Below are 24,834 nucleotides of genomic sequence, written 5' to 3' on the forward strand. Positions count from 1 at the left end.
ACGGTCAGCTCAGGCGGATGCGCGGATCGACCGCGGCGTAGAGGAGATCGACCACCAGATTGACCAGCGCAAAGATGATGGCGAAGGTCAGCACGATGCCCTGAATGAGCGGCAGGTCGCGTTGCGATATGGCCGCGATGGTCAACTGGCCAAGCCCCGGCCAGGCGAAGATGCTCTCGGTCAGGACCGCACCACCCAGCAGCGCCCCGAAGCGCAGGCCGATGACGCTCAGCACCGGCAGAAGCGCATTGCGCAGGGCATGGCGGACGACGACACGGTGGCGGCGCAATCCCTTGGCGTAGGCGGTACGAACAAAATCCTCGCGCAGGACTTCCAGCATCGATGCGCGCACCAGCCGGGAAATGATGGCGGCCGAATTGGCGGCCAGCGCCAGTGCCGGCAAGGCAATGTGGCTAAGCGAATCCCAGAGCACCTGCGGCCGGCCGCTGAAAGCGGCAAACAAGGCCTCATGCAGTGGCACGCCCCGACCGATCGCCGGCAGCCAACCCAGCTTCACCGCAAACAGAAGCATCAGCAGCAGGCCGAGCCAGTAGACCGGCATCGAAACGCCGATCTGGGCGAAAAGCATGGTGACGGTGTCGACCCACGAGCCCTGGCGGATCGCGGCATAGACGCCAAGCGTGAGCCCGATGATCGCGGCCAGCAGGAGAGAGACGACGGCGAGTTCGATCGTCGGACCGAGGCGGCCGAGGATGATTTCCGACACTGGCTGGTTCTGGAAGATGGAGCGGCCCATATCGCCATGCAGCAGTGCGACGAAATAGTCCCACAGGCGGATATACCAGGGATCGTTCAGGCCCAGGCTATTACGCAGATTGACGATGGCCTCCGGCGTGGCGTCCTGTCCCAAAAGAACGGCTGCCGGGTCGCCGGGGATGAGCAGCAGCAGGCCAAAGGTGACGATGACCATGCCGATGGCCATCGGGATCAGCATCAGCAGCCGGCGGACTACATAGGCGATCATGTCGTCGGCTCCCCTTGGTTGGTCGGTTGAAGGACGGCGATCATCCCGGTCAGCCGATCACGACGTCTTCGATCCTGCGCGGATAATGGGTCATGGAGTCTGGCCCTTCCGCGGTGATCAGGACGGTGTCGGCGATGCGATATCCGGCAAAATCGGGCACGAAGATCGCCGGTTCACTGGAGGTGATCATGCCGGGCGTCAGGATGGTCTGGTCGCCCGCCTCGACCCAGGGCGGCTCGTGGAACATCACGCCCATGCCGTGGCCGACGCGGTGGAGCAGATAGTCGCTCATGCCGCTGTCGCGGATATAGGCCAGCGCCAGATTGTCGGCGGAAGCACAGGTGTGACCGGCAATCAGTGCAGCGGTAGCCATCCGCTGAGCCTCGAACGCGACGGCATAGTGGTCCTGCTGTTGCGCGGTCGGCTCGCCGATGAACAGAGTCCGCTCGCTTTCGGCAGCACGTCCGCCGACGCGGCAGCCGAGCGACAGGATGATGCTTTCTCCGCGCTTCACCGGATTGCCGGTAGGCATGCCATGCGGAAAGGCGGAACGTGCCCCGGAATAGACCAGCCCGCTCGCCAGTCCTTGCACCAGCATCACGTCGGCATGGTCCTCATGCATGATCTTCATGGCATGGCGCGAAACGAAGGATTCGATCTCGATTTCGCTCGGCAGCGTGCCACCCTTACGCATGGCCTCAGCGATGAGGCCGACGCCTGCAGTGACCATCTCGTCGGAAATCCGCGCGGCTTCCCGGTGCAGCACGATCTCCTCGGGATATTTGATCAGCCGCATCTTCTGGACGATGTCGGACGGGATCACGCGGGCAGCATTGGGAAAGGCCGCCTCGATCTGCCCGACACGGGCCAGCGAAATGGCGTGGCTGTAGGCAACCGTGCCTTTCATGTCGGGAAAAGCTCGGCCCAGAACGCTGAAGGGTCGGTCGACGCCCGGAAACTCGAAATAGACGATCGGTTCGGCGGCAATGTTCTGATGCGCGGCGTGGCTGCGCTCGAGTTCGGGCAACAGCAGGAATGCGCCGGTTCGGGTGATGGCAAAGACGACGGGGCGTTCGGTCGTGTAGTGCGAAAAGCCAGTCGTGTAGATCACATCGTCGTTGGAATCGAGCAGCAGCAGGTCAATGCCGGCTTCCTCCATGTGGCCGCGGATGTCCGCATGCACCTTGGCATAGTATTCGTGGCTGAGGACTTGATGAAAGGCCATCGCTGATCTCGCTGGAAACTGGAAAAGCCGGTCGGCATCAAGGCTGATGCCGACCGCGGGTGTCATCGCTCAATCGGCAAGCCCGATCAGCCCGCGCATGTTGCCGCGTGGCGTCGCCTGCACCTCGCCCAGCTTCTTCGAGTAGAACAGCTGGTAGCCCTGCGCCGAGACGATGAAGTAAGGCAGGTCCTTGGCCAGGATGGTTGCTGCATCCTGGTAAAATTTGGCGCGTCCGGCCTGATCGAGCGTCGAGCGCCCGGCCTGCAGGAGCTTGTCGACTTCCGGATTGGAGTAGCCGCCCCAGTTGGTCGAGCCGCCCGTCGTCAGCTGGGCAAACATCAGCCGGTCGGGATCGACGATGTTGAGCCAGCCGAGCAGTGCGATCTGGTGCTGGCTCTTTTGCACGTAATTGGTCGAGAAGGACGGCCAGTCGCTGATCTTGGCGTCCGCCTTCACGCCGGCCTGCTGGAACATCGCCTGCATGAATTCGATGGTCTGGACGCGGTTGGGGTCTTCGCTGTGGGTGGAGAGCGTCACCTCCAGCGGCTTGCCGTCCTTGTCGAGGATGCCGTCGCCGTTGCTGTCCTTCCAGCCCATCTCGTTGAACAGGGCGACCGCGCCCTGCACGTCGAAACCGGGCTGCGAAATCTTGTCCGAATAGGCCCAGGACGATGGCAGGATGATCGAATGCGCGACCTGATCGACGCCGTGATAGATGTCGTTGACGATCGTCTGCTGGTCCACCAGCATCGAGAAGGCTTGGCGCATCTTCGGGTCGGCCAGAAGCGGGTCCTTGGTGTTGAAGTTGAGATAGTTCACGCCCAGCCCGGCCGTGATGACATTGCCGAAGCGATCGTCGGCCTTGAGCCGCTCGATATCCTGCGGCGACAGCGGCGACTGGATGACGTCCAGGTCGCCGGCTTCGAAAGCCTGCGCGCGGGCAGAATTGTCGCCGATGATCTTGACGGTGGCCTTTTCGACTTTACCGGCATCACGCCAGTAATTTTCGTTGGCCTCAAGCACGATCTCGCTGCCACGGTTCCACGAGGCAAGCTTCATCGGGCCGGCGCCGACCGGCTTGAGGGCGATGTCCGCGCCACCCTCGACCAGCTTCTTGGGCACGATGCCGATGTCGAGATAGCTCAGCAGCGGCGCATAGGGCGCGCTCAGCGTGAACTTGACGGTCTGCGGATCGACGGCTTCGACAGCCTTGATCGGCGAGTACAGCGCACGCTGCGGCGCATTGAAGGCCGGATCGATGATGGTGGTATAGGTGAAGACCACATCGTCGGCGGTCAGCGGCGAACCGTCGGAGAATTTGAGATCGGGCCGCAGCTTGAAGATGAAGGTCTGCGGATCCGGGTTCTCCCAGCTCTCGGCAAGGTCCGGCACCGGCTCGAGCTTCGGCGTGATGTGGACCAGACCGGCATAGATAAGATCGCCGACGCGGGCGGCCGTGGTATCGCGGGCAAGACGCGGATCGAGGGTGCCGGCATCGACGTCGGTGCCGATGACGATGGCTTTGCCATCCTGGGCCATCGACGGCTGGATCGCAGCCAACGCCAGAGCCAGAACTGCACTGGTGGTCAATAGAAGTTTCTTCATTGTTTGTTCCCCTTTTTTTGTTTTGCGAGACGGCTTTCAGGCAATGACCGGCATTGCCGATGGCGCGCCGGGCTGAGAGCCGGCGTCCTGCGCGATCTTCATCTGCCGAAGCTCGGCGAGATGCGGGATCAGCGCATTTTCCAGCGCGCCCGGATCGGGCGCGTGGCGGTATTCGAAACAGGACACATTGGTCGGCACCAGGTCGGCGACATGGTCGGCGCCGGAGGCATAGATCACAGTGTCGCAACCGGCGATGATCTCGCGCAAATCCGGCGCGGACGACCATGTCACCCGGATATCCGAGACATGCGGCGCGAACTCGCGCACGCTGGGACGCATGATCGCGATGTATTCCTGAAAATGGGTGACGGCGGCAACGCGGGCGCGCGGATCGAGGCCTGCGAGGTTCTGCCGGGTGCGCTGCGACGGGATAAAGCGAAGGCTCAATATGTTGGCCGCGCCAACCAGCGATCGCACCTCTGCCTCGCGATGAAGAAAGGTGAGGACCAGATCGGCCTTTATGCAGGCTTCCCGCTCCGGGCCGGGATTGCTCAGACTATCGAGCGTCACAAGCTGCACGGTATCGCCGGCGCCCAGCTTGGGGCGGATTTGCTCGACATAGTCGCGCCCCGGACCCTCGAATATGCAGACGAAGACAATCGACAGAGCGGCACCCGGGCGACGCAGCTGCGCGCGGGCGTTGATCATCGAGACCAGCGCCATCGGCGACACACCCAGGGCCTCGGCCTTGGCAATGATCGCCTCGATGTCGCTGCGCAGCGCGTTGATCGGCAGCTTGTCGTCCGACTGCATGCGCGGATCGCGGGTGGTGAAGGCACCAAGCCCCTGGCGCATCTCGATCAGGCCCGCATCGCGCAGCTGCTGATAGACCAGACTGACGGTCATAGGCGCAATGCCGAGCTCGGCTGCGAGCTGGCGAACGGACTGCAGCTTGGTGCCGTAGGGCATGTCGCCAAAGGCAAGCGTATAGCTCAGCAGGCCATGGAGCTGCGTGCCCACCGGCACGGGCAGCGACTTGTCGATACTGGAGGCGTCAATGGGAAACATGTGTTCTACCAGTTCAGTACACCTAACCGTAACACCTGATTTTCTGAGCGCAATAGGGTCTGGGATTTTTTTGAACACGGTTTGCATTCGCCGAAATTCTATGCAGTTATGCCCGAGGAAATAAGGCTTTTTGGGCTGAAACGACGCCATAGGCCACGATTTCCTTATGGCCGAAGGCGAGCTTATGACTGCAAGAAGGGTGTTCTAGTGGAATATATCAACCTAGGTCGAACCGGCCTCAAAGTGTCGCGCCTGGCTTTGGGCTGCATGACTTTTGGTTCACCCGACTGGGCACCCTGGGTGCTGGACGAAGCCGGATCGCGACCGATCATCGACAAGGCGGTCGAACTGGGCATCAACTTCTTCGACATGGCCGACATGTATTCGCTGGGCGCAGGCGAAGAGGTGGTCGGCCGCGTGCTGGCAGGCCAGCCGCGTCACAAGCTCGTGCTGGCAACCAAGCTCTACAATCCGATGAGTAATGACCCCAACGACCGCGGCCTGTCGCGCAAGCACATCTTCGAGGCCGTCGATGGCAGCCTCAAGCGCCTTGGCACCGACTATATCGACCTCTATCAGCTGCACCGCTTCGACTACGAAACACCGCTGGAGGAGACGCTCGATGCGCTCGACGACGTCGTTCGTATCGGCAAGGTGCGCTATCTCGGCGCCTCGTCCATGCATGCCTGGCAGTTCATGAAGGCGCTCGGCATGCAGCGCGCCAATGGCTGGGCGCCTTTCGTGTCGATGCAGCCACACTACAATCTGATGTATCGCGAGGAAGAGCGCGAAATGCTGCCGCTGTGCCGCTCGGAGGGTGTCGGTGTCATCCCATGGAGCCCGCTTGCCCGCGGACGGCTTGCCGGACGGACCGGCGATGCGGCCAGCTCCCCGCGGGCGCAGACCGACAAGACGGCCGGCGCGCTTTACGATCGCTCGAGGGAGCAGGACGAGGCAGTGATCGCCGCCGTCCGCAAGGTTGCTGAGCGGCATGGCCGGCCGCCGGCGCAGATCGCCTACGCCTGGGTCGCCAGCCGGCCTGGCATCACCGCGCCCATCGTCGGCATCTCCAAGCTGCACCAGTTCGACGATGCCATCGCAGCACTGGAGGTGAAGCTGAGCGAGGAGGATGTCGCCGCGATGGAAGCGCCATACCAGCCAAAGTCCGTCGCCGGCCACCAATAGCGGCGGCATTCAAGACTCGGGAGGTCTCATGAAACTGGGCAAGGAACTGGCCGAGCTTACCGCCGGCATCGATCAACTCTATCGCGCCACGCCGCGCAGCGACGGCTTTCTCGACCGCGAGGGGCTCATTCCGGTGGCGGTAGCGCCTGTCGAGCCGCGCCCGTTGAGCGGCTATCAAGAAGCTGTCGAGGCCCTCACCTCCCTGCAGAAGCGGCTTGACGGCGAAGCCGAAAGCGCGCTCAGGCGCGACTATCTGGCGGAGATGATCGACTCGCTGCTCGCCCTCATCGCCACCTTCGGCGAGGAAGAAATTTCCTTCGCCGATCGGGTCCGCCGGCAGATCCGCGTCGACACGCAGTTGATCAACGACGCAGTCCTCGACGGCTATCGCGCGACGATCCGCGAGAAGCTCGACGAAATGTGCTTTTCCGGCGGCGGACTGGCGGAAGACCTGGCGCGGTGGGAGGCGAAGGTGCGGGTGCCGGTCGAGGCGGTGCTGGAGACGATGCGCGAGCTGACGCTTGAGGCCCGCCAGCGGGTGACCGCGACCATGTACCCAATGGACGACCAGTGGATGGAGCCGGAGGGCGTGCGCGCCACCCCGTTTTCCGCCTATTGCGACTATCCGGCCCGCAAGGTGCTGATGAACCTCGATTTTCCCTACACCCGCTTTGCGCTGAAACACCTCGCCACGCATGAGGTGTTTCCGGGGCATCTCGTGCATCTGGCGCTGCGCGAGCGTTACGCGGCTGAAGGCCGCATGCCGCTGGATGGTGCGCAGGTGGTCACCAGTTCGGCCAGCAGCGCGCTGTTCGAAGGCATAGCCGACAATGGCCTTGCCTTCCTCGACTGGATTGAAGGCCCGGAGGACGAACTCGGCATCGCATTGCAGCGCCTGCGGAGCGCGCTACGCTGCAATGCCGCCTGGATGATGCACGCACAAGGCAAGTCGCTTGACGAAATCGTGCCGGTTGTTGCCACAGGCGGTTTTCAGGACCAGGTCACAGCGCGCTCGCGGCTGGCCTTCCTCGGCCACGACCTGCGCGCGCCTTTCGTCTACGCCTATTGGTGTGGCGACATGGCCGTCGATGCGGTCTGGAAGACTGTGCCCCGCGAGCGACGTTCCGAATTCTGGGCCTATCTCTACGGCAACATGCATACGCCCCGGACACTGGCCAAGCACTGGACGCTGTGAATCAACAGTTGGGTTGATATACATTCAGCCATGCCTCGTTTCACGGATACCCATGTCTTTCGAGCACAGATTTTCAGTCTCGGCATCGATAACGAGACCGGAGGCTTCTATCTCTCGACACCCATAAACGAAGCGTTCAGGGCGGCTGAATTCGAAGCCTACTACGCGATTTCAGAGGCGGAGTATCGCCTGTTCGCCGGCGATCCGGCCCTTGCCGGTTCATTCACCGAAGATTGCCGGATGGGCCGCGGGAAATCGCGCCGCCTGGCCTGAGGAAATAGCGGATCCTGTTCCCAATCCTGTGCCTGCGTGTTCACGTTCACCCATCGCTCTTTCTTCATTTGTGACGAAGCGAATCTTGGTCTCGCCCACTTCTGCGGCTGAAACAGCGGCATCAAGCAAGGAGTTACGAGCCCATGATCGCTCACAAATTCGACCAGCCGCTGTCAATCTTCGTCGGCCTTGGCTTTCCCCGTGACGTCGAAACCGTATTGGACGCCTACGATATCCTGCTCGAATGGAACGGCATTCCCGACCTCGACTATCACGGTGCTCTTGAGGTTTGCCGCAAGGCCATCAATGGCGAGAGAACCGCGGCAGATGTGCGCGAGGCGTTCGAAAACTTCGCGCGCAACAAAGGTATCCTTTCAGAGGAAGCGCTCGATCGCGCTGCCAGCAGCCTTGCCCGCGAATGGGGACGACTGAGCGCCTGACGCTCTGCTCCATCAATAGCCGAAACGGAACAGTCAAAAAAACTGTCACACCCCGCGTGTAGGAACAGTGGTGAACATGAGCATCCGCGACTTCGCGGTCAGCGTTGGCCCGAAGGCCAGCCCCAGGCAACCAGGTTCTCCACACAGCGTCGCAGATCAAGAGGAGATATTCGCCATGGCATACATTCCCGGCACCGATAATGACGACACGCTATACGGCACCAACGATCCCGATCAGATCCTGGGGTTCGGCGGCAACGACCTGCTCGTCGGCCTCAACGGCAATGACGTGATCCAGGGCGGCAATGGCGACGACCGGCTGGAGGGTGGCGAAGGCGACGACGATCTCTGGGGCGATGCCGGCGTGGACACGCTCGTCGGCGGGGCAGGTCAGGACCGGCTGATCGGTGATGCAGACGGCGACAAGCTGAGCGGCGGCGATGGTTTCGACACCGCCGACTATGTTCGCTCCGGGGCGGCCATCACGGTCGATCTCGTGGCCGGCACCGCGATGGCTGCCGGTGGCACCACGCATGACCGGCTGGCCGGCATCGAGGCGGTCGAAGGCTCCTTCTACAACGACGAACTCTCGGGAAATGACGGCTACAACCTGCTGCGTGGCAATGGCGGCAACGACGTGATCCACGGTCTCGGTGGCGCCGACGTTCTCGACGGCGGCTTCGGCGACGATCAACTGTGGGGCGGCGACGGCGAAGACACGCTGACCGGAGGCGCTGGCAACGACAGTCTCTTCGGCGAAGCCGGCAACGATACGCTGAAGGGTGGCGACGGCAACGACGAGCTCTATGGCGGGGCCGGAAACGATAGTCTCGAGGGTGGCCTCGGCGGCGACCGGCTTGACGGCGGCGCCGGCATCGACACGGCGACGTACGGCTATTCCAACATCGGCGTGTCGGTGTCTCTCTGGGCCGGACGCGCAGATGACGGCGACGGTCCTGACGACGCTTTGCTCAACATCGAGAATGTCGACGGATCGGCTTCGGGCGACTCGCTGTCGGGAGACCAGAAAGCCAATATCCTCAAAGGCCTTGGCGGCAATGACTGGCTCGTCGGCGACCTCGGCAACGACACGCTCGACGGCGGCAGCGGCCGCGACAAGCTTTACGGCGACAGCGGCAATGACATCCTCGATGGCGGCGCCGAGGGCGACAAGCTGTATGGAGGGTCGGGCAACGACACCTATGTCATCGACAGCATCGATGACCGCGTCGACGAAAGTGTTGCCGATTCGCAGGGAGTCGCTTCCGGCGGCATCGACACGGTAAGATCGGGCTATTCGGTATCGCTCTCCAACGCCACGATCTTCAAGGGCGACATCGAGAACCTGACGTTGACCGGCACGGGCAATTTGAACGGCAGCGGCAACGGCCTTGCCAACATCCTGACCGGCAACACCGGGATCAACACGCTTGCTGGCGGCGCGGGCGACGACACCCTGGCAGGCGGGTTCGGCAACGACACGCTGATCGGAGGAGACGGCAGCGACACCTTCCTGTTCAACGCAGCGCTCAATGCCGTCAGCAATGTCGACACCATCACTGACTTTTCGGTGCTCGACGACACGATCAACCTTGAGAATGCGATCTTCACGGCATTTACCACGCTCGGCGCATTGGTCGCAGACGCCTTCCACATCGGCTCGGCCGCGCAAGATGCCGACGACCGCATCATCTACGATCCAACCACCGGTGCCCTGACCTACGATTCAAACGGCAATGCCGGCGGCGGAGCGGTCCAGTTTGCAACGCTCGGCGCCGGCCTTGCGCCGACCAACGCGGATTTCTTCGTGGTGTAGAAATCAGAAACGGCCTGGGATCGGAAGCTGTGGCAAGCGCGATGGCACAGCCCGATCCCGACCGAATTGTGCGCTGCGTGCAAGACATCTGGTGGATTCATGCCCCGAGTTCCCGCTCCGAACAGATTGGGACAATCGGACGCGGGCCATCTTCAAATGTCGGATCAATTCTTGTCTATCCTGTTACCGAAGCACGCTTGATTCCCGGTTTCGGCGCACTTGTTGAAGACGAGCAGCCCGCAATGCAGCCATGTTTTCAATTACATGACAACAATGTGGACCTGCGGCCTGAAAACACTTTGACCGCCGTCGGAACCATGGCGAGACGCCCTGCCAGGCCGGGCCGACGACCAACGACAAGCTGGTCGCCGTCCTCACCTCGCCTCTATTGGCCCGATAGAAAACGCCTGAAATCAAGCGTGATCGCGCGCCTATTGCAGTGCAGCATAGCGGCAATTAAATTGCTGCAGCGCGATCAGCGACGTGATCGGCAAGCACCGTCAGCTGAGTGCACGAGTACCCGACGCGCGGATTGCCGCCGCGTTCAATCCTGATTGGAGTACGGTTTGATACCGGCGGACATCGCTTTCACGACTGTCGATCTGAAGAGGATCAATCGATTTAAGATCGGATTCGCGGTGCGCGCAACCAGGACCACCATCGCCATATGACGAGCATCACCGGCCGGCTAATCAAGGGAAGCATGTGGCTGAGCCTGTCCCGCGCGATCGTGAACGGGCTGGCGACGCTGAGCACTTTCGTGCTCGCATGGAACCTGACGCCTTCCGATTTCGGCGTCGTCGCGCTGGGCACGACGATGCTGCTGATCGTCAGCACCGTCACCGAACTATCGCTGACCGAAGCGCTCATTCGCCACAAGGCTCCCGACGAATCGCATTTCAGTGCCGCCTGGACGCTCAACGCCACGCGCGGATTGCTGCTCTGCCTGCTTTTTGCGGTCTGCGCCTATCCGGCGTCGGTCCTGTTCGAAGAGCCGAGGCTTACCGGCGTCATGCTCGCGCTTGGCCTGAGCATGTTCATGGGCGGCCTGATCAATCCGCGCCGGATATTGCTTCAGCGCGACCTGATCTTCTGGCAGGAATTCGTCCTCAGCGTCTCGCAGAAGTTCACAGGCTTCATCGCCGCAGTTGCAATCGCGATGATCTATCACAGCTATTGGGCGCTGGTGATCGGAACGCTGGTGACACAGGCGACGAACGTCATCGTCTCCTATCTCGTGCTGCCGTTCCGGCCGAGGGTCACCTTCCAGCATATGCGGGAATTCTTTTCCTTCTCTGCGTGGCTCACAGCCGGCCAGATCGTCAATACGCTCAACTGGCGGTTTGATTACCTCCTGGTCGGCAAGATGCTCGGCGGGACGGCGCTCGGCTATTATTCGGTCGGCAGCAACCTCGCCATGATGCCGACGCGCGAAGCGACGGCACCGCTGACGCAGACGATCTATCCCGGCTTCTCCAGCATCAGCCACGATCCACCGCGCCTCGCCGCCGCCTATCAGCGCGTGCAGGCACTTGTCGCCGCGATCGCGCTTCCCGCCGGCATTGGGGTCGCGGTGGTCGCCGATCCGCTGGTCAGGCTCGCGTTGGGGGAGAAATGGGTGCCGATCGTGTTCGTCATCCAGTCTCTCGCGTCGGTCTTCGCGCTCCAGACGCTGGGCTCGCTGGTGCAGCCGCTGGGCATGGCAAAGGGCGAAACGCGCCTGCTGTTCATCCGCGATACGCAGATGCTGCTGGTCCGGGTTCCGATCATGGTCATCGGCCTGCTGCTCTACGGACTTCCGGGCATCGTCATCGGCCGCGTGTTCACCGGCCTGTTCAACGCGCTCGTCAACATGATCCTCGTCAAGCGCTTCATCGGCGTCACGGTGCTGAAACAACTCTCGGCGAATGTGCGTGCGCTTGCGAGCGTCGTGGTGATGGCGGCAGGTGTTACGCTCGCCGCGCGCTATCTGGGCCACACGGCCGACAAGATGATGCTCGTGCAGCAACTGGCGCTCCTGGTGACGCTGGGGGGCGCTTTGTATTGCGGGTCGAGCCTGCTGCTCTGGATATTGATGAAGCGACCGCCCGGCCCCGAGATGGAGATCCAGAAGATCCTTGGCAAAATCCTGTCGAAAGTTCGCCCCGCTTGAAGGCTACGCTGCAATTTCCCGCCGCATGCACGGCTTGCACGCCAGATGGAGAATGAGAAAATGAGCTCGAAATCAAATCTGGTCCTGATCGCCGAATTGCAGGACATGATCCACGATTGCCTGAAGGACTATGTCTCCGGCGACGAGCCGGTGGCGATGGTCGATTTCCCCGACTACAAGAATGTCGGCGATTCCGCGATCTGGCTGGGTCAGATGGCCTATCTCTCTTCCCGGTTCGACAAGGCGCCCACCTACATATCGTCGCTGCAGGACCACTCGCACGAGAAGCTGAACGATGCGGCCCCGTCCGGGCCGATTCTCATCACCGGCGGGGGAACGTTCGGCGACATCTGGTCGGGACATCAGGAGCTTCGCGAGAGCATCCTGGAGCGCTGGCCCGGCCGTCTGGTCGTGCAACTGCCGCAGTCCATTCATTACAAGTCGCAAGACCACGCCGATCGGATGGCGCGGGCGATCGCAAAGCACAAGAACTTCGTCCTGCTCGTGCGCGACGAGGAATCGAAGGCGTTCGCCGAAAAGCACTTCGATTGCCGCGTACATCTCTGCCCGGACATGGCGTTCGGCATCGGCCCGATCCAGCCGCTGGCCGCAACCGAATTTCCGGTGCTGGCAATGCTGCGGGCGGATCAGGAAAAGGCCTCGAATTACGATTTTTCCGCCTATCCCGATGTTCCCGTGGAGGACTGGATCAGCGAATCCCGCACCCCGGTGCGCATCGCCAAGGCGCTTGGTGCGGCGAAGGCAGTGGTTTCGCTGGATCCCGAGCGTATCCGCGGCGCCAAGCTCAACGCTGCCGCGCACAACCGCTTCCGCCGCGGCATCCGGCAGATTTCGCGCGGGCAGGCCATCGTCACCGACCGCCTGCATGTCCACATCTGCGCGCTGCTCCTCGGTCGGCCGCATGCCGTCCTCGACAACAGCTACGGCAAGGTGCGCCGATTCATGAACGCTTTCTCCGGCGGGACGGACCTGTCCTACAAGGCGGAATCGCTCGACGACGGGATCGCCTGGGCGCGCAGTCAGGCCGGCCTCGGAGCCGCCGCATGAGGCCGTGCGTCACGCGAACAGATATCCGCGGAGGTGAAATCCGATGACCACGGTCACCTTCATCATTCCGGTCCGCCATCAGGACAATGCCCGCGACTGGAGCCTTCTCAAGGCGAACCTTACCCAGACCATGGCCTCGATCTCGAACCAGACCAATGGAGATTGGCGCGGCATCATCGTGGCGAATGAGGGCGCCGATCTACCCGATTTGCCGGAGCGTTTCGAGGTGGAGCGCGTGACGTTTCCGCCAAACAATCTTCACGAAATCGACGAGGCCGACATCGAGGCTGTCTACGATGCCTTCCGCGCCGACAAGGGGCGCCGGGTGCTGATGGGCATGCTGCGCGCGCGCGACAGCCGCTTCTTCATGATCGTCGACGACGATGATTTCGTGAATGCCGGCATCGTCCAATATGCGTCGGAGAATCCCAACGCGAACGGATGGGCGATCGACCGCGGCTATATCTGGGACGATGGCGGCAAACTGCTGCTGGGGTATGACGAGTTCAACCATCTCTGCGGAACGTCATTGATCGTCCGCTCGGATCTCTATGGCCTGCCGGAAAGCTTCGAGGATGCCTCGCTCGACTGGATCAAGACGATGCTGGGCAGCCATGTCCGCATCGCCGACATCCTCGCGCAGCGCGGCACGCCATTGGGAACGCTGCCGTTCCGTGGCGCCGTCTACCGCGTCGCCCATGCGGGTTCGCACAGCAAGGCGCCCGGCATCCTGGTCAAATACTTCCTGAGCTGGGAAGCGCTCAAGCGGCCCCGCCGTCTGCTGCGCAATCTGGGCAAGCTCCGGCTGGTCGACGAGACCGCAAAGCGCGATTTTTTCGGCCAGCGCATCTAGCGCAAAGGCGCCGGACCGGGCTGGATGGCTCACTCAGGCGCTGGCTACGGGTCAGCCGTCAAGCGGCTGGATATCCGCGTCGGCCAGAACATAGGTCGCGTAGCGGAAATCGCGGATGTTCGCGACGTTTTCGCCGAGCCATTCAAGCAGCATGAAGCCGCGCACACCGGCATCCGGCGCCTGCGGATCGCGGATGAGGATGGCCGGCCGGCCATCGACGAAGCCGAGCGACAGGGCCCAGTCGTCGGCGCGGCTGTAATTGCCGTAATAGTTCGACACCTGCGCCTTGCCGCGCATGCGGGTGCGGTTGACGACTTCAAGCTGGATATCCTCGCCGACCAGCGCCCGCACCGCGTCGAAGTCGCGCGCGTTGAACAGGTCGACATAGCGGCGAAGGCGTCGCTCGTCTTCGGCGCCCAGCGTCGGCTTGACGACCTCTTCCGGTTCCTGCGCCAGCAGGCGAAGCTGTGCCCGCCCGCGATGCAATGCCGCTTTCGTTGCGGCAAGCGTCGCGCCGGTCGCCTCACAGGCTTCATGCAGGCTGAGGCCGAGCACGTCGACCAGGATCACGGCGCTGCGCTGCTGCGCGGAGAGATGCATGAAAGTGCGAAGGCCTATCTGGGCGATATGCCGGCTGTCGGCGGCAGCAGACGGGTCCTCGATCATGGATGTATCGGCCTCGCTCATGCGCGATCTTTCCCGGGTGCGTCGGCGCAGATAGTCATGGGCGGCATTGTGGGCGACGCGAAACAGCCACTGCTCCGGCTGCTCGACCGTGACATTACCGTCGAACGCCTGAAGCGCCTTCGCAAGCACCTCCTGCACGACATCCTCGCCGTCGATCACGGAACCCGCCATGCGGGCGCAGTAGCGATGCAGCCGGGGGCGTAGGTCGACCAGCATGGCCTCGAAAGCCGGCCGGTCCAGTTTCTGCGGTGTTGAGCTCATTGCGTCCCGTGCTGTTTCCGATTTTCTGCAATTTACCCTACCCGGGTCGGAACCCTAGGTCGTCGGTTTCGGCCCTGCAAGCATGCGGTAATTGCCCATGACCTTCGCCTGCGACCGCATCACCGGCGTAGAGCGTCGCTCAGCATGGTTTTCCGTGAACGCCTTGAAGGCGGCGAACCCGGGCAATGGCGAGGCAGCACTTTCGTCCTGCGTGCCAATAACGTGGATGAACTCCCCGTCATCCAGTTCGAGCGCGAGATATTGCAACGCTTGCGGCGCGGACCGGTCGAGTTCTTCGAACACACCTGCGATCAGCGCGCGGTTCTCCTCCAGCCTGCCGTCTTTCACGCTGTAGCGAATGACTGCGTAACCCATCGTCGTTCTCCTGATGCTTGTCCTGCTACCAAGACGCCGGAGGCCCGCAAAAAGATTCTCGAGGCCAGAGAATCTTTTTGGCCATTCGCATCGTCTTTCACGTGAAGGGGCCTGCAAGCGCAGGAAAACCGCTTCGAACAAAGAGGAGAGAAGAATGGCTTATATCGAAGGACGCGTCGCTGCGGTGCCCGCCGCCAACAAGGAAGCCTATCGCAAGCACGCCGCGGACGCCGCGGCAATCTTCAGGGAATACGGCGCAACCCGCGTCGTCGAGACCTGGGGCGACGATGTGCCGGATGGCACGATCACCGACTTCAAGGGCGCGGTGAAGGCAAAGCCGGACGAGATCATCGTCTTTGCCTGGCACGAATATCCTTCGAAGGAAGTGGCCGACGCGGCCAACGAGAAATTCATGAGCGACCCGCGCATGAAGCAACTTGGTGCAACGATGCCCTATGATGGCATGCGCATGATCTTCGGTGGCTTCACGTCGGTTCTCGACGAAAACGCCAAGGGCAAGATGGGCTATGTCGATGGCTCGCTGGTGCCCGTGCCCGCCAGCAACAAGGCTGCCTATCATGAACTGTCGGCCAAGCTTATCCCGGTTCTGATGGAACATGGCGCGACGCGTGTCGTCGACACCTGGGAAGACGCCATTCCCGACGGCAAGGTCACCGACTACAAGGGCGCGGTGAAGGCCGCAGGCGACGAGAAGGTCGTCTATTCCTGGATCGAATGGCCGTCGAAGGAAGTCCGCGACGCAGGCTGGGAGAAGGTGATCGCCGACCCGCGCATGTATGCGGATTCAGAGCCCTACGACAACAAGCGCAGGGTCCATGGCGGTTTCCTGCCGCTTATCGACGCCTGAAATTGCCCGTTGGATTCAGAGCAAACGTGCCGTCCATTCGGTGCGTTTGCTCGCATTGTTTCGTCGCGTTGGCTTGAGGCGTTCTGAGCCTTGCCCAAACTCAGACCCGGGGCATTCCCCTTGGCCGCATGTGCCGCTTCTGCGCGGCAATGCGGAAGGGAGCGTTGGCCGCGCCATAGCCCTTGTAGCCGCCGCGCCGCTCGACAATCTCGAAGATGAAGCCCTCGCCCCAGGTCGGGGCATAGAGCTGGAAATACTCGCCATGCTCATCGCGGTCGTAGAGCATGTTCTCCTCGCGCAGGCGGTCGGCAAGCTCGGGCTCCAACCCGAAGCGGGCTTCGACGTCGTCATAGTAGTTCGGCGAGATGGCAAGCGTGGCGAAGCCGTTCGCCTTCAGCGCGGCGGCCGTGGCGAAGATATCGTCGGTCGCAAACGCCAGATGCTGGGTGCTTGAGCCGAAACTCTCGGCGATGAAATGGCCGGCAAGCGTGCGCCGGTTTTCCGCGCCGTTGAGGGTCAGCCGCAGCGAGCCGTCGTCGTTTTCGATGACCTGGCTGCGCACGATGCCGGCCGGGTCGATGACGTCGACCATCGGCGTCTTACGCGTCCGGAAAATAGACGTGTAGAACAAAAGCCAGGTCAGCATCTCGTCATGGCCCATCGTCTGGCCGACGTGATCGATCTGCTGCAAACCGACCGGACGCGCGGGAACGGGATCGTCGGTTGGAACGAACTCGACTTCCCACACCCGCGCCAGTTCCGACGTGCGGTCGACAAAATGAACCACGCTGCCGCCGACGCCACGAATGGCGGGCAGCGTCAGTTCACCAGGCCCAACCGCCTGTTCAAAGGGTTCGGCGCCCAGCGCCCGCGCACGCGATACGGCCGCATGCGCATTTTCCACACCCAGCCCGATGGCGCAGACCGAAGTGCCATGCACGGTGAAGGAGGAATGGGCAAAACTCTCACGCTCGGTGTTGATGACCAGATTGATGCCGCCCTGCCGGTAGAGCGTCACGTTCTTGGAGACATGGCGGCCTTCCCTATGGAAACCGAGCGCGCCAAACATCGTCGCCAGGCTCGCCGCATCAGTCTCGTCGGCGGCGAACTCGACGAACTCCACGCCATGAACGCCGACCCGGTCGGGAATGTCCGGCGTGGCGAGCGCGATGTCGGGCTCCTCGCGCCGCACCTGGTCCATCAGGTAGACGAGCGAGCGGTGGCCGTCGACGGAGATCGACTTGGCCGAGCCGCCACGAAACTGGTCGTTGAATATCTCCAGCGAAAGATAGCCGTCATAGCCTGTCGCAGCGACCGCGCGCATGAAATCCTTGACCGGCAGGTCGCCCTCGCCCGGCATGTTGCGGAAATGGCGGCTCCAGTAGAGCAAATCCATGTCGATGGCCGGTGCGTCGGCAAGCTGGACGATGAAGATCTTGTCCTTCGGAATCGAACGGATCGACCCCACATCGATCTTGCGCGCCAGCGTGTGGAAGGAATCGAGGATGATACCGATGTTGGGGTGATTGGCGCGCCGCACGATCTCCCACGCGTCGCGATGGTCGTGGACGTGCCGGCCCCAGGCGAGCGCCTCATAGCCGACGCGCAGCCCCCGCTTTGCCGCCCGCTCGCCCAGCTCGAAGAAATCAGCCGCCGCGCGGTCGATGCCGCCGAGCGAAACCGGCGAGACGCTGGAGCAGACCAGCATCAGGTCCGTGCCCAATTCCTGCATGACGTCGAACTTGCGCTCGGCCCGGTCGAAGGCGCGGCCGCGCTGCGGCTCGGGCAGGCCTTCGAAGTCGCGGAACGGCTGGAACAGCGTTATTTCCAGCCCGGCATCGCGCACCATCGCGCCGACATCGCGCGGCGAGCCGTCGAAGGCCAGAAAATCGTTCTCGAAGATTTCGATGCCGTCGAAGCCGGCCGCCGCAATCGCTGCAAGCTTCTCGCCGAAATCGCCCGATATCGATACCGTCGCTATCGACGTCTTCATCATGCAAAAGTCTCCGAATAAAAGTACGAACCAGTTCGTCTAGAACAACGCCTGCACAAATGCATCCCGCAGCGATGCAAAACCAGCCGAGCCGCCATCACTCCACGAGGTTTTCGCTGCGCGTCGCGAAACGGACGACCATATCGACAGCATTGCGGCGCAGCCTTTCAAGCTGGTCCTCAGCGCCGAAATCACGGCCGAAAATCTTCGAGAAGGTGGCCCGGCAAGCACAGCCATTTACCGGCGACGCTCGGTCAAACACAAGAGCGGCAGACTGCCGCTTCGGCTATATCGCCTCGGGGAGGAGTTGAGTGCCCGTTTCTGGCGACAGGATCATCGACGTGCTGCGCGCACTGACCGCACATCAGGCCGACCGCCGCGATCGTGATCAGCCTGATCGGGCCACGCATGAACGCGAAGGCGCGCGGCGCGGCATGCGCCCAACGCGTCGGCGAATATCGAGCAGAGCCTTCGGCGTGCTTAGCCCCGCCGTTCGGGAAAGAGTTCGCGCAGGCCTTCGCGCGAGGCCTTGGCGACGCCGCGCTCGGTGATGAGGCCAGTGACCAGTCGCGCCGGGGTCACGTCGAAGGCGGGGTTACCGGCCGTAGTGCCTTCGGGCGAGACGCGCACCTGCGCGATTTCGCCCGAAGCCGTCTTGCCCCAGACCAGCGAAACCTCATCGCCGGAGCGCTCCTCGATCGGGATTTCCTTCAGGCCGTCGCCGACGGTCCAGTCGATGGTAGGCGACGGCAGCGCGACGTAGAACGGCACGTCATTGTCGCGCGCAGCAAGCGCCTTGAGATAGGTGCCGATCTTGTTGCAGACATCGCCGTCCGCCGTTGTGCGGTCGGTGCCGACGATGACCATGTCCACTGCGCCGCGCTGCATCAGGTGCCCGCCGGCGTTGTCGACGATCAGCGTGTGCGGCACGCCATGGCCGACCATCTCCCACGCCGTGAGCTGTGCGCCCTGGTTGCGCGGGCGCGTTTCATCGACATAGACGTGGACCGGAATGCCCTCCTCCGCTGCCAGATAGATCGGCGCGGTCGCGGTGCCATAGTCGACGGTTGCCAGCCAGCCGGCATTGCAGTGGGTCAGGATGTTGACGGTCTCGCCGGGCTTCTTCTTCGCCGCGATCGCGCGGATGATTTCGAGGCCGTTGCGGCCGATGCCGCGGTTGAGCTCGATGTCCTCGTCGGCGATCTCGGCGGCGCGCTTGTAGGCAGCCTTGGCCCGCTCGGCCTCGGACAGCGACCGCAGCAGATTGCGCATCTCATCGAGCGCCCAGCGCAGGTTGATCGCGGTCGGCCGCGTCTCGTGCAGCCTCTCCCAGGCAGCATCGAGTGCGGCGTCAGACGGGTCGTCAAGCGTCTGCAAGGCCATGCCGTAGGCCGCCGTCACGCCGATCAGCGGCGCGCCGCGCACCCACATGTCGCGGATCGCCGTTGCAATGCCGTCCACCGTGCCGACAGTCTCGATGCGAAAATCATGTGGCAGCCAGCGCTGGTCGATGATGTCGACGGATTTTCCGTCTTCATTCAGCCAGATCGTCCGGTAGTGGCGGTCTCCGACATTCACGCGACTTTCTCCTTTTCGATCAGACCGGCCAGCGCATTGATTTCATCGAGGCTGTGGATGTTGCGGCGGTTGACGACGAGATGCCGGCCGAACTTCAGCGCCTTCGTCTCGCAGGCCGCGCGCAGATCCTCATCCTCGATGGCCTCGAAATCGGCATTGTGGGCGAGGCCGAGAATGCGGCGGTGAATCTCGACGCCGGCAAAGCCCAGCATGTCGGTCCAGATGCCGTGCAGCACATGGTCGAGCGCCTGCTCGCTGCCGAAGACATCGCCGCGCTCCTCGAACAGGCTTTTGGCGTAGAGCATGCCGCTGCGTTCTGTGCGCCACAGATGCGCGAATTCGGTGCGGAAGACCGACCATGTCTCGACGATCACGCCGAGCAGATAAGCGCGCTGAGCCTCGCGATTGCCGTCCTGCTCGTGGCCGCGTTGCGAGAAGAACGCCATCCAGAAATTCGCCAGCAGCATGCCGACATCGAATGCCATTGGCCCATAGAAGGCGAATTCGGGATCGATGATCCGCGTGTCCTCGTCGGTCACCATGATGGAGCCCGAGTGGAGATCGCCATGCAGCAGCGTCTCGGCATTGGCCGCGAAGAGATGCTTCAGCCTCTGCGCCTCGACCTTGAGGTCGCGGTCGGCGCGCAACTCGGCGACGATGCCGTCGAGCTGCGGCGTGGTGTGGCGGTTCATCGCCGCTTCGAAATAGGGATCGGTGAAGACGAGATTCTCGGTGATGTCGCAAAGCTCGGCATTGTCGGCAAACAGCGCCAGATCCTCCTTGCGCGCCCGCGCCTTCATATGGAGGTCGGAGCCGCGGAACAGCGTGCGGGCCATGAACAGGCCGAGGTCGCGCGCGATCTTCGGCGGCGTGCGCCCCTCGATCAGCGCCCGGCGCAGAATGATATGCGGCGACAGATACTCCATGACGATCAGCGCCTGCGCCTCGTCGAAATGGTAGATCGCGGGCACCGTGCCCTTGCCGGCGCGGGCTTCCTGTCTTGTCAGCGCGTGATATTCGAAGAAGGACCGCTTGAGTGGCAGCGGCCAGCTGTCACCGACGAGCCGCACATAAGGCAGCGCCTGCTTGACGACCACGCTGCCCTTCTCGCCCTCGACGATGAAGACGAGATTGAGATTGCCGTCGCCAACCTCGCGTACCTTCCACTTGCCGGTGTCAGTGCCGATGCGTGCGGTGACCGCCTCCGTGCCACCCAGCCGCGACGCCAGCGTCTCGATCGACAATGCCTCGAATGTCATCACTTTCGTCACCGGTTCCTCCCGTCGCCTGCCTGCGCCAAGCATGACGGACCAGACAAGACCATGAAAGGGGTAGCTCACCATTCTGTCAAATGTCAATCGTATTGACATTTGATGATGCGCTTCATAGCATCCTTGTCATTGGGAGGAAATGAATGGTCGAGGGTGCCGTGTTCCGCGCTGCGGGCCTGAAGAAATCCTTTGGTCCCATTCAGGTGCTTGGCGGGGTCGGGCTGGAACTTCACGCGGGTGAGGTGACGGTGCTGATGGGCGCCAATGGCGCCGGCAAGTCGACGCTGGTGAAGATCGTCAGCGGCGTCTACAGCCTCGATGAAGGCGAAATCACCCTCGACGGAAAACCCTTTCAACCGGCCACTCCTGCAGAAGCCATTCGCGCCGGCGTGGTGACGGTGCACCAGAACATTGCCGACGGCGTGGTCGCGGCCCTCGATGTCGCCACCAACCTCACGCTCGACCGGCTGAACGGCAAGGGCGCTCCGCTGCTCTTCAATCCGCGCCGCGTGCGTCGTGAAGCGCGAAAAGTCGCCGATGCGATGGGCCTGTCGATTGACCTCGACGCCCAGATCGCAGACCTGTCGCTGGCCGACCGGCAGATGGTGGCGATTGCGCGCGCCATGGCGCATGAGCCGAAGGTGCTCATTCTCGACGAGCCGACTTCGTCGCTCTCCAGCGCCGAGGCGAACCGCCTGTTCAAGCTGATCGACCATCTGCGCGGGCGCGGCGTGGCGATCCTCTACATCTCGCATCGCATGTCCGACATCCGCCGGCTTGCCGACCGCATCATCAGCCTGCGCGACGGCGTCATTGCCGGTGTGTTCGGGGAAAAGCCGCTCGACTACGAAGGCGCGGTCAATGCCATGCTCGGCCAGAAGATCGGCCTCAGCGCGGTTGCCGTGCGCCATGCCGACGGGGCGATCTTCTCAGCCGAGCACCTGCGGATCGCCGAAGGATCAACACCCTTTTCGCTGACCCTCGGCGACGGCGAGATCGTCGCCATCACCGGCCTTGTTGGCGTCGGCAAAACGGCGCTGGCCGAAACGCTGTTCGGCCTGCGCAAGCCTTTGGCCGGCGACATGAATCTGAATGGCCAGTCCTATGCGCCGAAATCGACCAGCGAGGCCATCAATGCCGGTGTGTTTCTCGTCGCCAAGGACCGAGCCGAGAACGGCATCGTCCACGACTTCAATATCTACGAGAATATGAGCCTGCCCTTCCTCCAGCGCCTGTCGCGTTTGAGTGTGTTGAAGCGCGGCGCCGAACGCGTCACGGCGCGTCAGCAGATCGCCGATCTCGGCATCGTCTGCCGCACCGAGCGCGACGAGATGGGCACGCTTTCGGGCGGCAACCAGCAGAAGGTGATGGTGGCGCGCTGGATGTCGCAGACTGCACGGCTGTTCATTCTCGACGAGCCGTTCCAGGGCGTCGACATTGCCGCGCGCCGCGACATCGCCGCCAAGCTGCGGGCGAGTTCCGCCGGCCGCGCCACGCTCATCTTCGTCACCGAACTCGATGAGGCGCTGGAAACCGCCGACCGCATTCTGGTGATGTCCGAACACTCGATCGTCGGCGAACACCGCAATGCCGAAGTCGACATGGACCGGCTGCTCGCCGAGATCGCGGGCCAGCCGGTGCGGGGCGCGGCATGAGGCTGCAAATACACAGGAGCCAGGACGGAATGCATTTCATGACGATTTCGGCGCGCGCCGGCGGAGGCTGCGCAGAATGACAGTGCGTGACCTTGCAATACGCTACGGCTTCCTCGCGCTTCTGGCGGCGATGATCGCCTATTTCGCCATTTCGGCCAGCGGTTTCGTTTCGCCGCAAAGTGCGGTCTTCATCTTCCAGTCGGTGGCGATCACCGGCGTTCTGGCGCTCGGCGTCACCGCCACGCTGGTCGTCGGCGGCTTCGACCTGTCCATCGGCTCGGTCGCCACGACGGCAATGATGGCTGCCGCCTATGTCATGGTGGTGCTGGAGCAGAATGCGCTTGTCGCCGTCATCGTCTGCCTGGCCATCGGCGTCATCGTCGGCCTGATCAACGGCTTCCTGATCGTCTATATGCGCGTGCCGGACCTGCTTGCGACCCTCGGCATGATGTTCCTGCTGGTCGGCCTTCAGCGCATCCCGACCGAGGGCCGCTCGATCGCCACCGGCATGACCATGCCCGACGGTTCGGTGGCGAGCGGCACCTTCAGCCCGGCCTTCCTGGCGCTCGGACGCCACCGCTTCGATTTCTTCATTCCCAACCTCGTCCCGGTCTCGGTCGTGGTGCTTCTGATCCTCGCCGTGCTGATCTGGTTCTTCCTCGAATACACCCGTTTCGGGCGCATGATGTATGCGGTGGGCAGCAACGAACGCGCCGCCCAGCTCGCCGGCGCGCCTGTCAAGGCATACAAGATCTGGGCCTATGTGATTTCCGGCATTTTCGCCTCAATCGGCGGAATTTTGCTCGCGGCGCGACTTGGACGCGGCGACATCGCTTCGGGTAACAATCTGCTGCTGGATTCCGTTGCCGCCGCACTCATCGGTTTTGCCGTTCTGGGCGCTGCAAAGCCCAACGCCTTCGGCACCGCGATCGGCGCGCTCTTCGTCGGCATCCTGTTGCAGGGGCTGACGATGATGAACGCGCCCTACTACACGCAGGACTTCGTCAAGGGCGTGGTTCTGGTGGTTGCGCTGGTCTTCACCTTCGCATTGTCGAGGAGTGGCCAGAGATAGAGCATCGGACCGAAAAGTGGGTACCGGTTTTCGGTCCGATGCTCATTCTAAGTGCTAGATCGTCCTTTGTGCGTCCAAATGGACGCACGGCGATCTAGGTCGATACTTTGAAGTCAGGTTTTCAGTGGAGGAAAGTCATGAAGATCGATCGCAGAACTCTCGGTAAAATGGCAATGGGCCTGGTCGGCGCCACCTGCCTTATGCAATTGCCGGCCATGGCCCAGGAAAAGCCCGCGCCGTTCGACAATCCCGGCAACGTCAAGATCGCGCTGGTGCGCTATCTCTCGACCGGCGATTTCTTCCAGGCCTATCTGTCAGGCGTGGAAAGCCAGGCCAAGGCGCTGGGCGTCGACCTGCGCGTGCTCGACAGCCGGCAGGATGCCGCCCTGCAGGCCGACATGGTCGACCAGGCGATCGCGCTTGGCGTCAACGGCATCATCATCCAGCACGGCCTGACCGAATCCATGAAGGAAGCGGCACAGCGCGCTGTCGATGCCGGCATCAAGGTCGTGGCCTTCGACGTCAATGTCGAGAACGACAAGATCCCGCAGATCGAGCAGTCGGACCGCGACCTCGCCCGGCTGGCGCTGGAGCAAGCGATCAAGGACAATGGCGAAAGCTGGAAGGCCGGCTATGTCTATGTCGCCGGCATCGCCCCGCTCGACCGCCGCAACGAGACCTGGGTGGACTTCAAGAAGAAATATCCGGGCATCGAGGAGAAAGCGATGTTCGGCACGCTGGACAATCCGATCGCCAATTCGGTCGCCAACCAGGCCCGCTCGGTGATCACCGCCAATCCCGACATCAAGGTGATGTTCGCCCCTTATGACGAGTTCGCCAAGGGCGTGAAGATCGCGGTCGACGAGGCCGGCCTGTCCTCCGACATCAAGATCTACTCGGCCGATATCTCGACCTCCGACATCGCCGCGATGCGCGAGTCGGGCAGCGCCTGGGCCGCAACCGCCGCCACCAACCCAGCCGTCGTCGGCCAGGTCTCGGTGCGCGCGCTGGCACAGCTTCTGGCCGGCGAAGACCCGGGCAAGAGCGTCATCGTGCCGCCGACGCTGATCACCCAGAAGGACCTCAACGACAACGACATCAAGAACATGGAAGACCTGTCGGCCAAGCTGCCGCAATTCGCCCATGCCGATGTCGCCATGCCGGCCTGGATGCCGAACCCGAACAAGTGATCTCTTGCGAAATCGCAAG

Annotated in this window: 21 protein-coding genes; 12 read left to right on the top strand and 9 right to left on the bottom strand. The window is 62.6% G+C overall.

All coding sequences use genetic code 11. The features are described 5' to 3' along the window. Positions 1-4 precede the first annotated feature (4 nt). The 4 genes from DZG07_RS00270 to DZG07_RS00285 all read right to left on the bottom strand — a co-directional run bounded on the left by DZG07_RS00270 (position 5) and on the right by DZG07_RS00285 (position 4,883). A complete protein-coding gene (locus DZG07_RS00270) occupies positions 5-985 on the bottom strand; it encodes an ABC transporter permease (protein WP_119813472.1) in 981 nt (326 codons plus the stop codon). A 49-nt stretch (positions 986-1,034) separates the two neighbouring features. Continuing rightward, positions 1,035-2,210, bottom strand: a complete 1,176-nt coding sequence (locus DZG07_RS00275) for a Xaa-Pro peptidase family protein (RefSeq protein ID WP_119821250.1) — start codon at positions 2,208-2,210, stop codon at positions 1,035-1,037. Between the two features lie 69 nt (positions 2,211-2,279). Next, the gene (locus DZG07_RS00280; protein WP_119813473.1) at positions 2,280-3,815 is read right to left on the bottom strand and encodes an ABC transporter substrate-binding protein; all 1,536 of its coding nucleotides are present in this window, start codon (positions 3,813-3,815) and stop codon (positions 2,280-2,282) included. Between the two features lie 36 nt (positions 3,816-3,851). Continuing rightward, the gene (locus DZG07_RS00285) at positions 3,852-4,883 is read right to left on the bottom strand and encodes a GntR family transcriptional regulator (RefSeq protein WP_091917426.1); all 1,032 of its coding nucleotides are present in this window, start codon (positions 4,881-4,883) and stop codon (positions 3,852-3,854) included. Between the two features lie 207 nt (positions 4,884-5,090). On the opposite strand from DZG07_RS00285, the gene DZG07_RS00290 reads away from it, so the two are divergent. The 8 genes from DZG07_RS00290 to DZG07_RS00325 all read left to right on the top strand — a co-directional run bounded on the left by DZG07_RS00290 (position 5,091) and on the right by DZG07_RS00325 (position 13,865). Continuing rightward, positions 5,091-6,068, top strand: a complete 978-nt coding sequence (locus DZG07_RS00290; protein WP_119813474.1) for an aldo/keto reductase — start codon at positions 5,091-5,093, stop codon at positions 6,066-6,068. A gap of 28 nt (positions 6,069-6,096) precedes the next feature. Further along, a complete protein-coding gene (locus tag DZG07_RS00295; protein ID WP_119813475.1) occupies positions 6,097-7,263 on the top strand; it encodes a hypothetical protein in 1,167 nt (388 codons plus the stop codon). Between the two features lie 30 nt (positions 7,264-7,293). Then, positions 7,294-7,536 (top strand): hypothetical protein, encoded by a 243-nt coding sequence (locus DZG07_RS00300; protein ID WP_119813476.1) that lies wholly within the window; start codon positions 7,294-7,296, stop codon positions 7,534-7,536. Positions 7,537-7,679: 143 nt separating this feature from the next. After that, entirely contained in the window at positions 7,680-7,976 is a 297-nt protein-coding gene (locus DZG07_RS00305; RefSeq protein ID WP_119813477.1) for a DUF982 domain-containing protein, read from the top strand. Positions 7,977-8,151: 175 nt separating this feature from the next. Continuing rightward, positions 8,152-9,792, top strand: a complete 1,641-nt coding sequence (locus DZG07_RS24315) for a calcium-binding protein (protein ID WP_162931521.1) — start codon at positions 8,152-8,154, stop codon at positions 9,790-9,792. Positions 9,793-10,459: 667 nt separating this feature from the next. Beyond that, positions 10,460-11,944 (top strand): lipopolysaccharide biosynthesis protein, encoded by a 1,485-nt coding sequence (locus DZG07_RS00315; protein WP_119813479.1) that lies wholly within the window; start codon positions 10,460-10,462, stop codon positions 11,942-11,944. A 60-nt stretch (positions 11,945-12,004) separates the two neighbouring features. Next, positions 12,005-13,012 carry a polysaccharide pyruvyl transferase family protein gene (locus tag DZG07_RS00320; protein WP_119821252.1) on the top strand — a complete coding sequence of 336 codons (1,008 nt, stop codon included), beginning with the start codon at positions 12,005-12,007 and terminating at the stop codon, positions 13,010-13,012. A 43-nt stretch (positions 13,013-13,055) separates the two neighbouring features. Then, entirely contained in the window at positions 13,056-13,865 is an 810-nt protein-coding gene (locus tag DZG07_RS00325) for a galactosyl transferase (RefSeq protein ID WP_119813480.1), read from the top strand. 51 nt (positions 13,866-13,916) lie between these two features. On the opposite strand, the gene DZG07_RS00330 is transcribed toward DZG07_RS00325, so the two are convergent. Both DZG07_RS00330 and DZG07_RS00335 read right to left on the bottom strand, forming a co-directional pair. After that, entirely contained in the window at positions 13,917-14,813 is an 897-nt protein-coding gene (locus tag DZG07_RS00330) for a sigma-70 family RNA polymerase sigma factor (protein ID WP_119813481.1), read from the bottom strand. 54 nt (positions 14,814-14,867) lie between these two features. Beyond that, on the bottom strand, positions 14,868-15,188 hold the full coding sequence (locus DZG07_RS00335) for a hypothetical protein (RefSeq protein ID WP_245429557.1): 321 nt from the start codon (positions 15,186-15,188) through the stop codon (positions 14,868-14,870). 154 nt (positions 15,189-15,342) lie between these two features. Here DZG07_RS00335 and DZG07_RS00340 point away from each other — a divergent pair, with 154 nt between their 5' ends. Then, positions 15,343-16,056: a DUF1428 domain-containing protein gene (locus DZG07_RS00340; RefSeq protein WP_119813482.1), complete on the top strand. Its 714-nt coding sequence runs from the start codon at positions 15,343-15,345 to the stop codon at positions 16,054-16,056. 100 nt (positions 16,057-16,156) lie between these two features. Here the strand turns inward: DZG07_RS00340 and DZG07_RS00345 are convergent, their stop codons facing one another. From DZG07_RS00345 to mtnK, 3 genes are all read right to left on the bottom strand, one after another. Then, complete coding sequence (locus DZG07_RS00345) at positions 16,157-18,049, bottom strand: bifunctional sugar phosphate isomerase/epimerase/4-hydroxyphenylpyruvate dioxygenase family protein (protein WP_119821256.1); 1,893 nt, start codon at positions 18,047-18,049, stop codon at positions 16,157-16,159. 480 nt (positions 18,050-18,529) lie between these two features. Then, on the bottom strand, positions 18,530-19,627 hold the full coding sequence (mtnA, locus tag DZG07_RS00350; protein ID WP_119813483.1) for an S-methyl-5-thioribose-1-phosphate isomerase: 1,098 nt from the start codon (positions 19,625-19,627) through the stop codon (positions 18,530-18,532). Beyond that, a complete protein-coding gene (gene mtnK / locus DZG07_RS00355; protein ID WP_119821258.1) occupies positions 19,624-20,898 on the bottom strand; it encodes an S-methyl-5-thioribose kinase in 1,275 nt (424 codons plus the stop codon). Before mtnK ends, mtnA begins: the two co-directional genes overlap by 4 nt. A gap of 143 nt (positions 20,899-21,041) precedes the next feature. On the opposite strand from mtnK, the gene DZG07_RS00360 reads away from it, so the two are divergent. The 3 genes from DZG07_RS00360 to DZG07_RS00370 all read left to right on the top strand — a co-directional run bounded on the left by DZG07_RS00360 (position 21,042) and on the right by DZG07_RS00370 (position 24,815). Further along, positions 21,042-22,553: a sugar ABC transporter ATP-binding protein gene (locus tag DZG07_RS00360; protein WP_119813484.1), complete on the top strand. Its 1,512-nt coding sequence runs from the start codon at positions 21,042-21,044 to the stop codon at positions 22,551-22,553. 76 nt (positions 22,554-22,629) lie between these two features. After that, entirely contained in the window at positions 22,630-23,625 is a 996-nt protein-coding gene (locus tag DZG07_RS00365; RefSeq protein WP_119813485.1) for an ABC transporter permease, read from the top strand. A 137-nt stretch (positions 23,626-23,762) separates the two neighbouring features. Further along, positions 23,763-24,815 (top strand): substrate-binding domain-containing protein, encoded by a 1,053-nt coding sequence (locus tag DZG07_RS00370; RefSeq protein WP_119813486.1) that lies wholly within the window; start codon positions 23,763-23,765, stop codon positions 24,813-24,815. Positions 24,816-24,834: the final 19 nt, after the last annotated feature.

Origin of the sequence: Mesorhizobium sp. DCY119 (assembly GCF_003590645.1) — a bacterium.
GTDB lineage: Bacteria > Pseudomonadota > Alphaproteobacteria > Rhizobiales > Rhizobiaceae > Mesorhizobium_M.

Coding starts and splice junctions, on each gene's coding strand:
- DZG07_RS00270 (WP_119813472.1), bottom strand. CDS start 985: ATGATCGCCTATGTAGTCCGCCGGCTGCTGATGCTGATCCCGATGGCC.
- DZG07_RS00275 (WP_119821250.1), bottom strand. CDS start 2,210: ATGGCCTTTCATCAAGTCCTCAGCCACGAATACTATGCCAAGGTGCAT.
- DZG07_RS00280 (WP_119813473.1), bottom strand. CDS start 3,815: ATGAAGAAACTTCTATTGACCACCAGTGCAGTTCTGGCTCTGGCGTTG.
- DZG07_RS00285 (WP_091917426.1), bottom strand. CDS start 4,883: ATGTTTCCCATTGACGCCTCCAGTATCGACAAGTCGCTGCCCGTGCCG.
- DZG07_RS00295 (WP_119813475.1), top strand. CDS start 6,097: ATGAAACTGGGCAAGGAACTGGCCGAGCTTACCGCCGGCATCGATCAA.
- DZG07_RS00300 (WP_119813476.1), top strand. CDS start 7,294: ATGCCTCGTTTCACGGATACCCATGTCTTTCGAGCACAGATTTTCAGT.
- DZG07_RS00305 (WP_119813477.1), top strand. CDS start 7,680: ATGATCGCTCACAAATTCGACCAGCCGCTGTCAATCTTCGTCGGCCTT.
- DZG07_RS24315 (WP_162931521.1), top strand. CDS start 8,152: ATGGCATACATTCCCGGCACCGATAATGACGACACGCTATACGGCACC.
- DZG07_RS00315 (WP_119813479.1), top strand. CDS start 10,460: ATGACGAGCATCACCGGCCGGCTAATCAAGGGAAGCATGTGGCTGAGC.
- DZG07_RS00320 (WP_119821252.1), top strand. CDS start 12,005: ATGAGCTCGAAATCAAATCTGGTCCTGATCGCCGAATTGCAGGACATG.
- DZG07_RS00325 (WP_119813480.1), top strand. CDS start 13,056: ATGACCACGGTCACCTTCATCATTCCGGTCCGCCATCAGGACAATGCC.
- DZG07_RS00330 (WP_119813481.1), bottom strand. CDS start 14,813: ATGAGCTCAACACCGCAGAAACTGGACCGGCCGGCTTTCGAGGCCATG.
- DZG07_RS00335 (WP_245429557.1), bottom strand. CDS start 15,188: ATGGGTTACGCAGTCATTCGCTACAGCGTGAAAGACGGCAGGCTGGAG.
- DZG07_RS00340 (WP_119813482.1), top strand. CDS start 15,343: ATGGCTTATATCGAAGGACGCGTCGCTGCGGTGCCCGCCGCCAACAAG.
- DZG07_RS00345 (WP_119821256.1), bottom strand. CDS start 18,049: ATGAAGACGTCGATAGCGACGGTATCGATATCGGGCGATTTCGGCGAG.
- DZG07_RS00360 (WP_119813484.1), top strand. CDS start 21,042: ATGGTCGAGGGTGCCGTGTTCCGCGCTGCGGGCCTGAAGAAATCCTTT.
- DZG07_RS00365 (WP_119813485.1), top strand. CDS start 22,630: ATGACAGTGCGTGACCTTGCAATACGCTACGGCTTCCTCGCGCTTCTG.
- DZG07_RS00370 (WP_119813486.1), top strand. CDS start 23,763: ATGAAGATCGATCGCAGAACTCTCGGTAAAATGGCAATGGGCCTGGTC.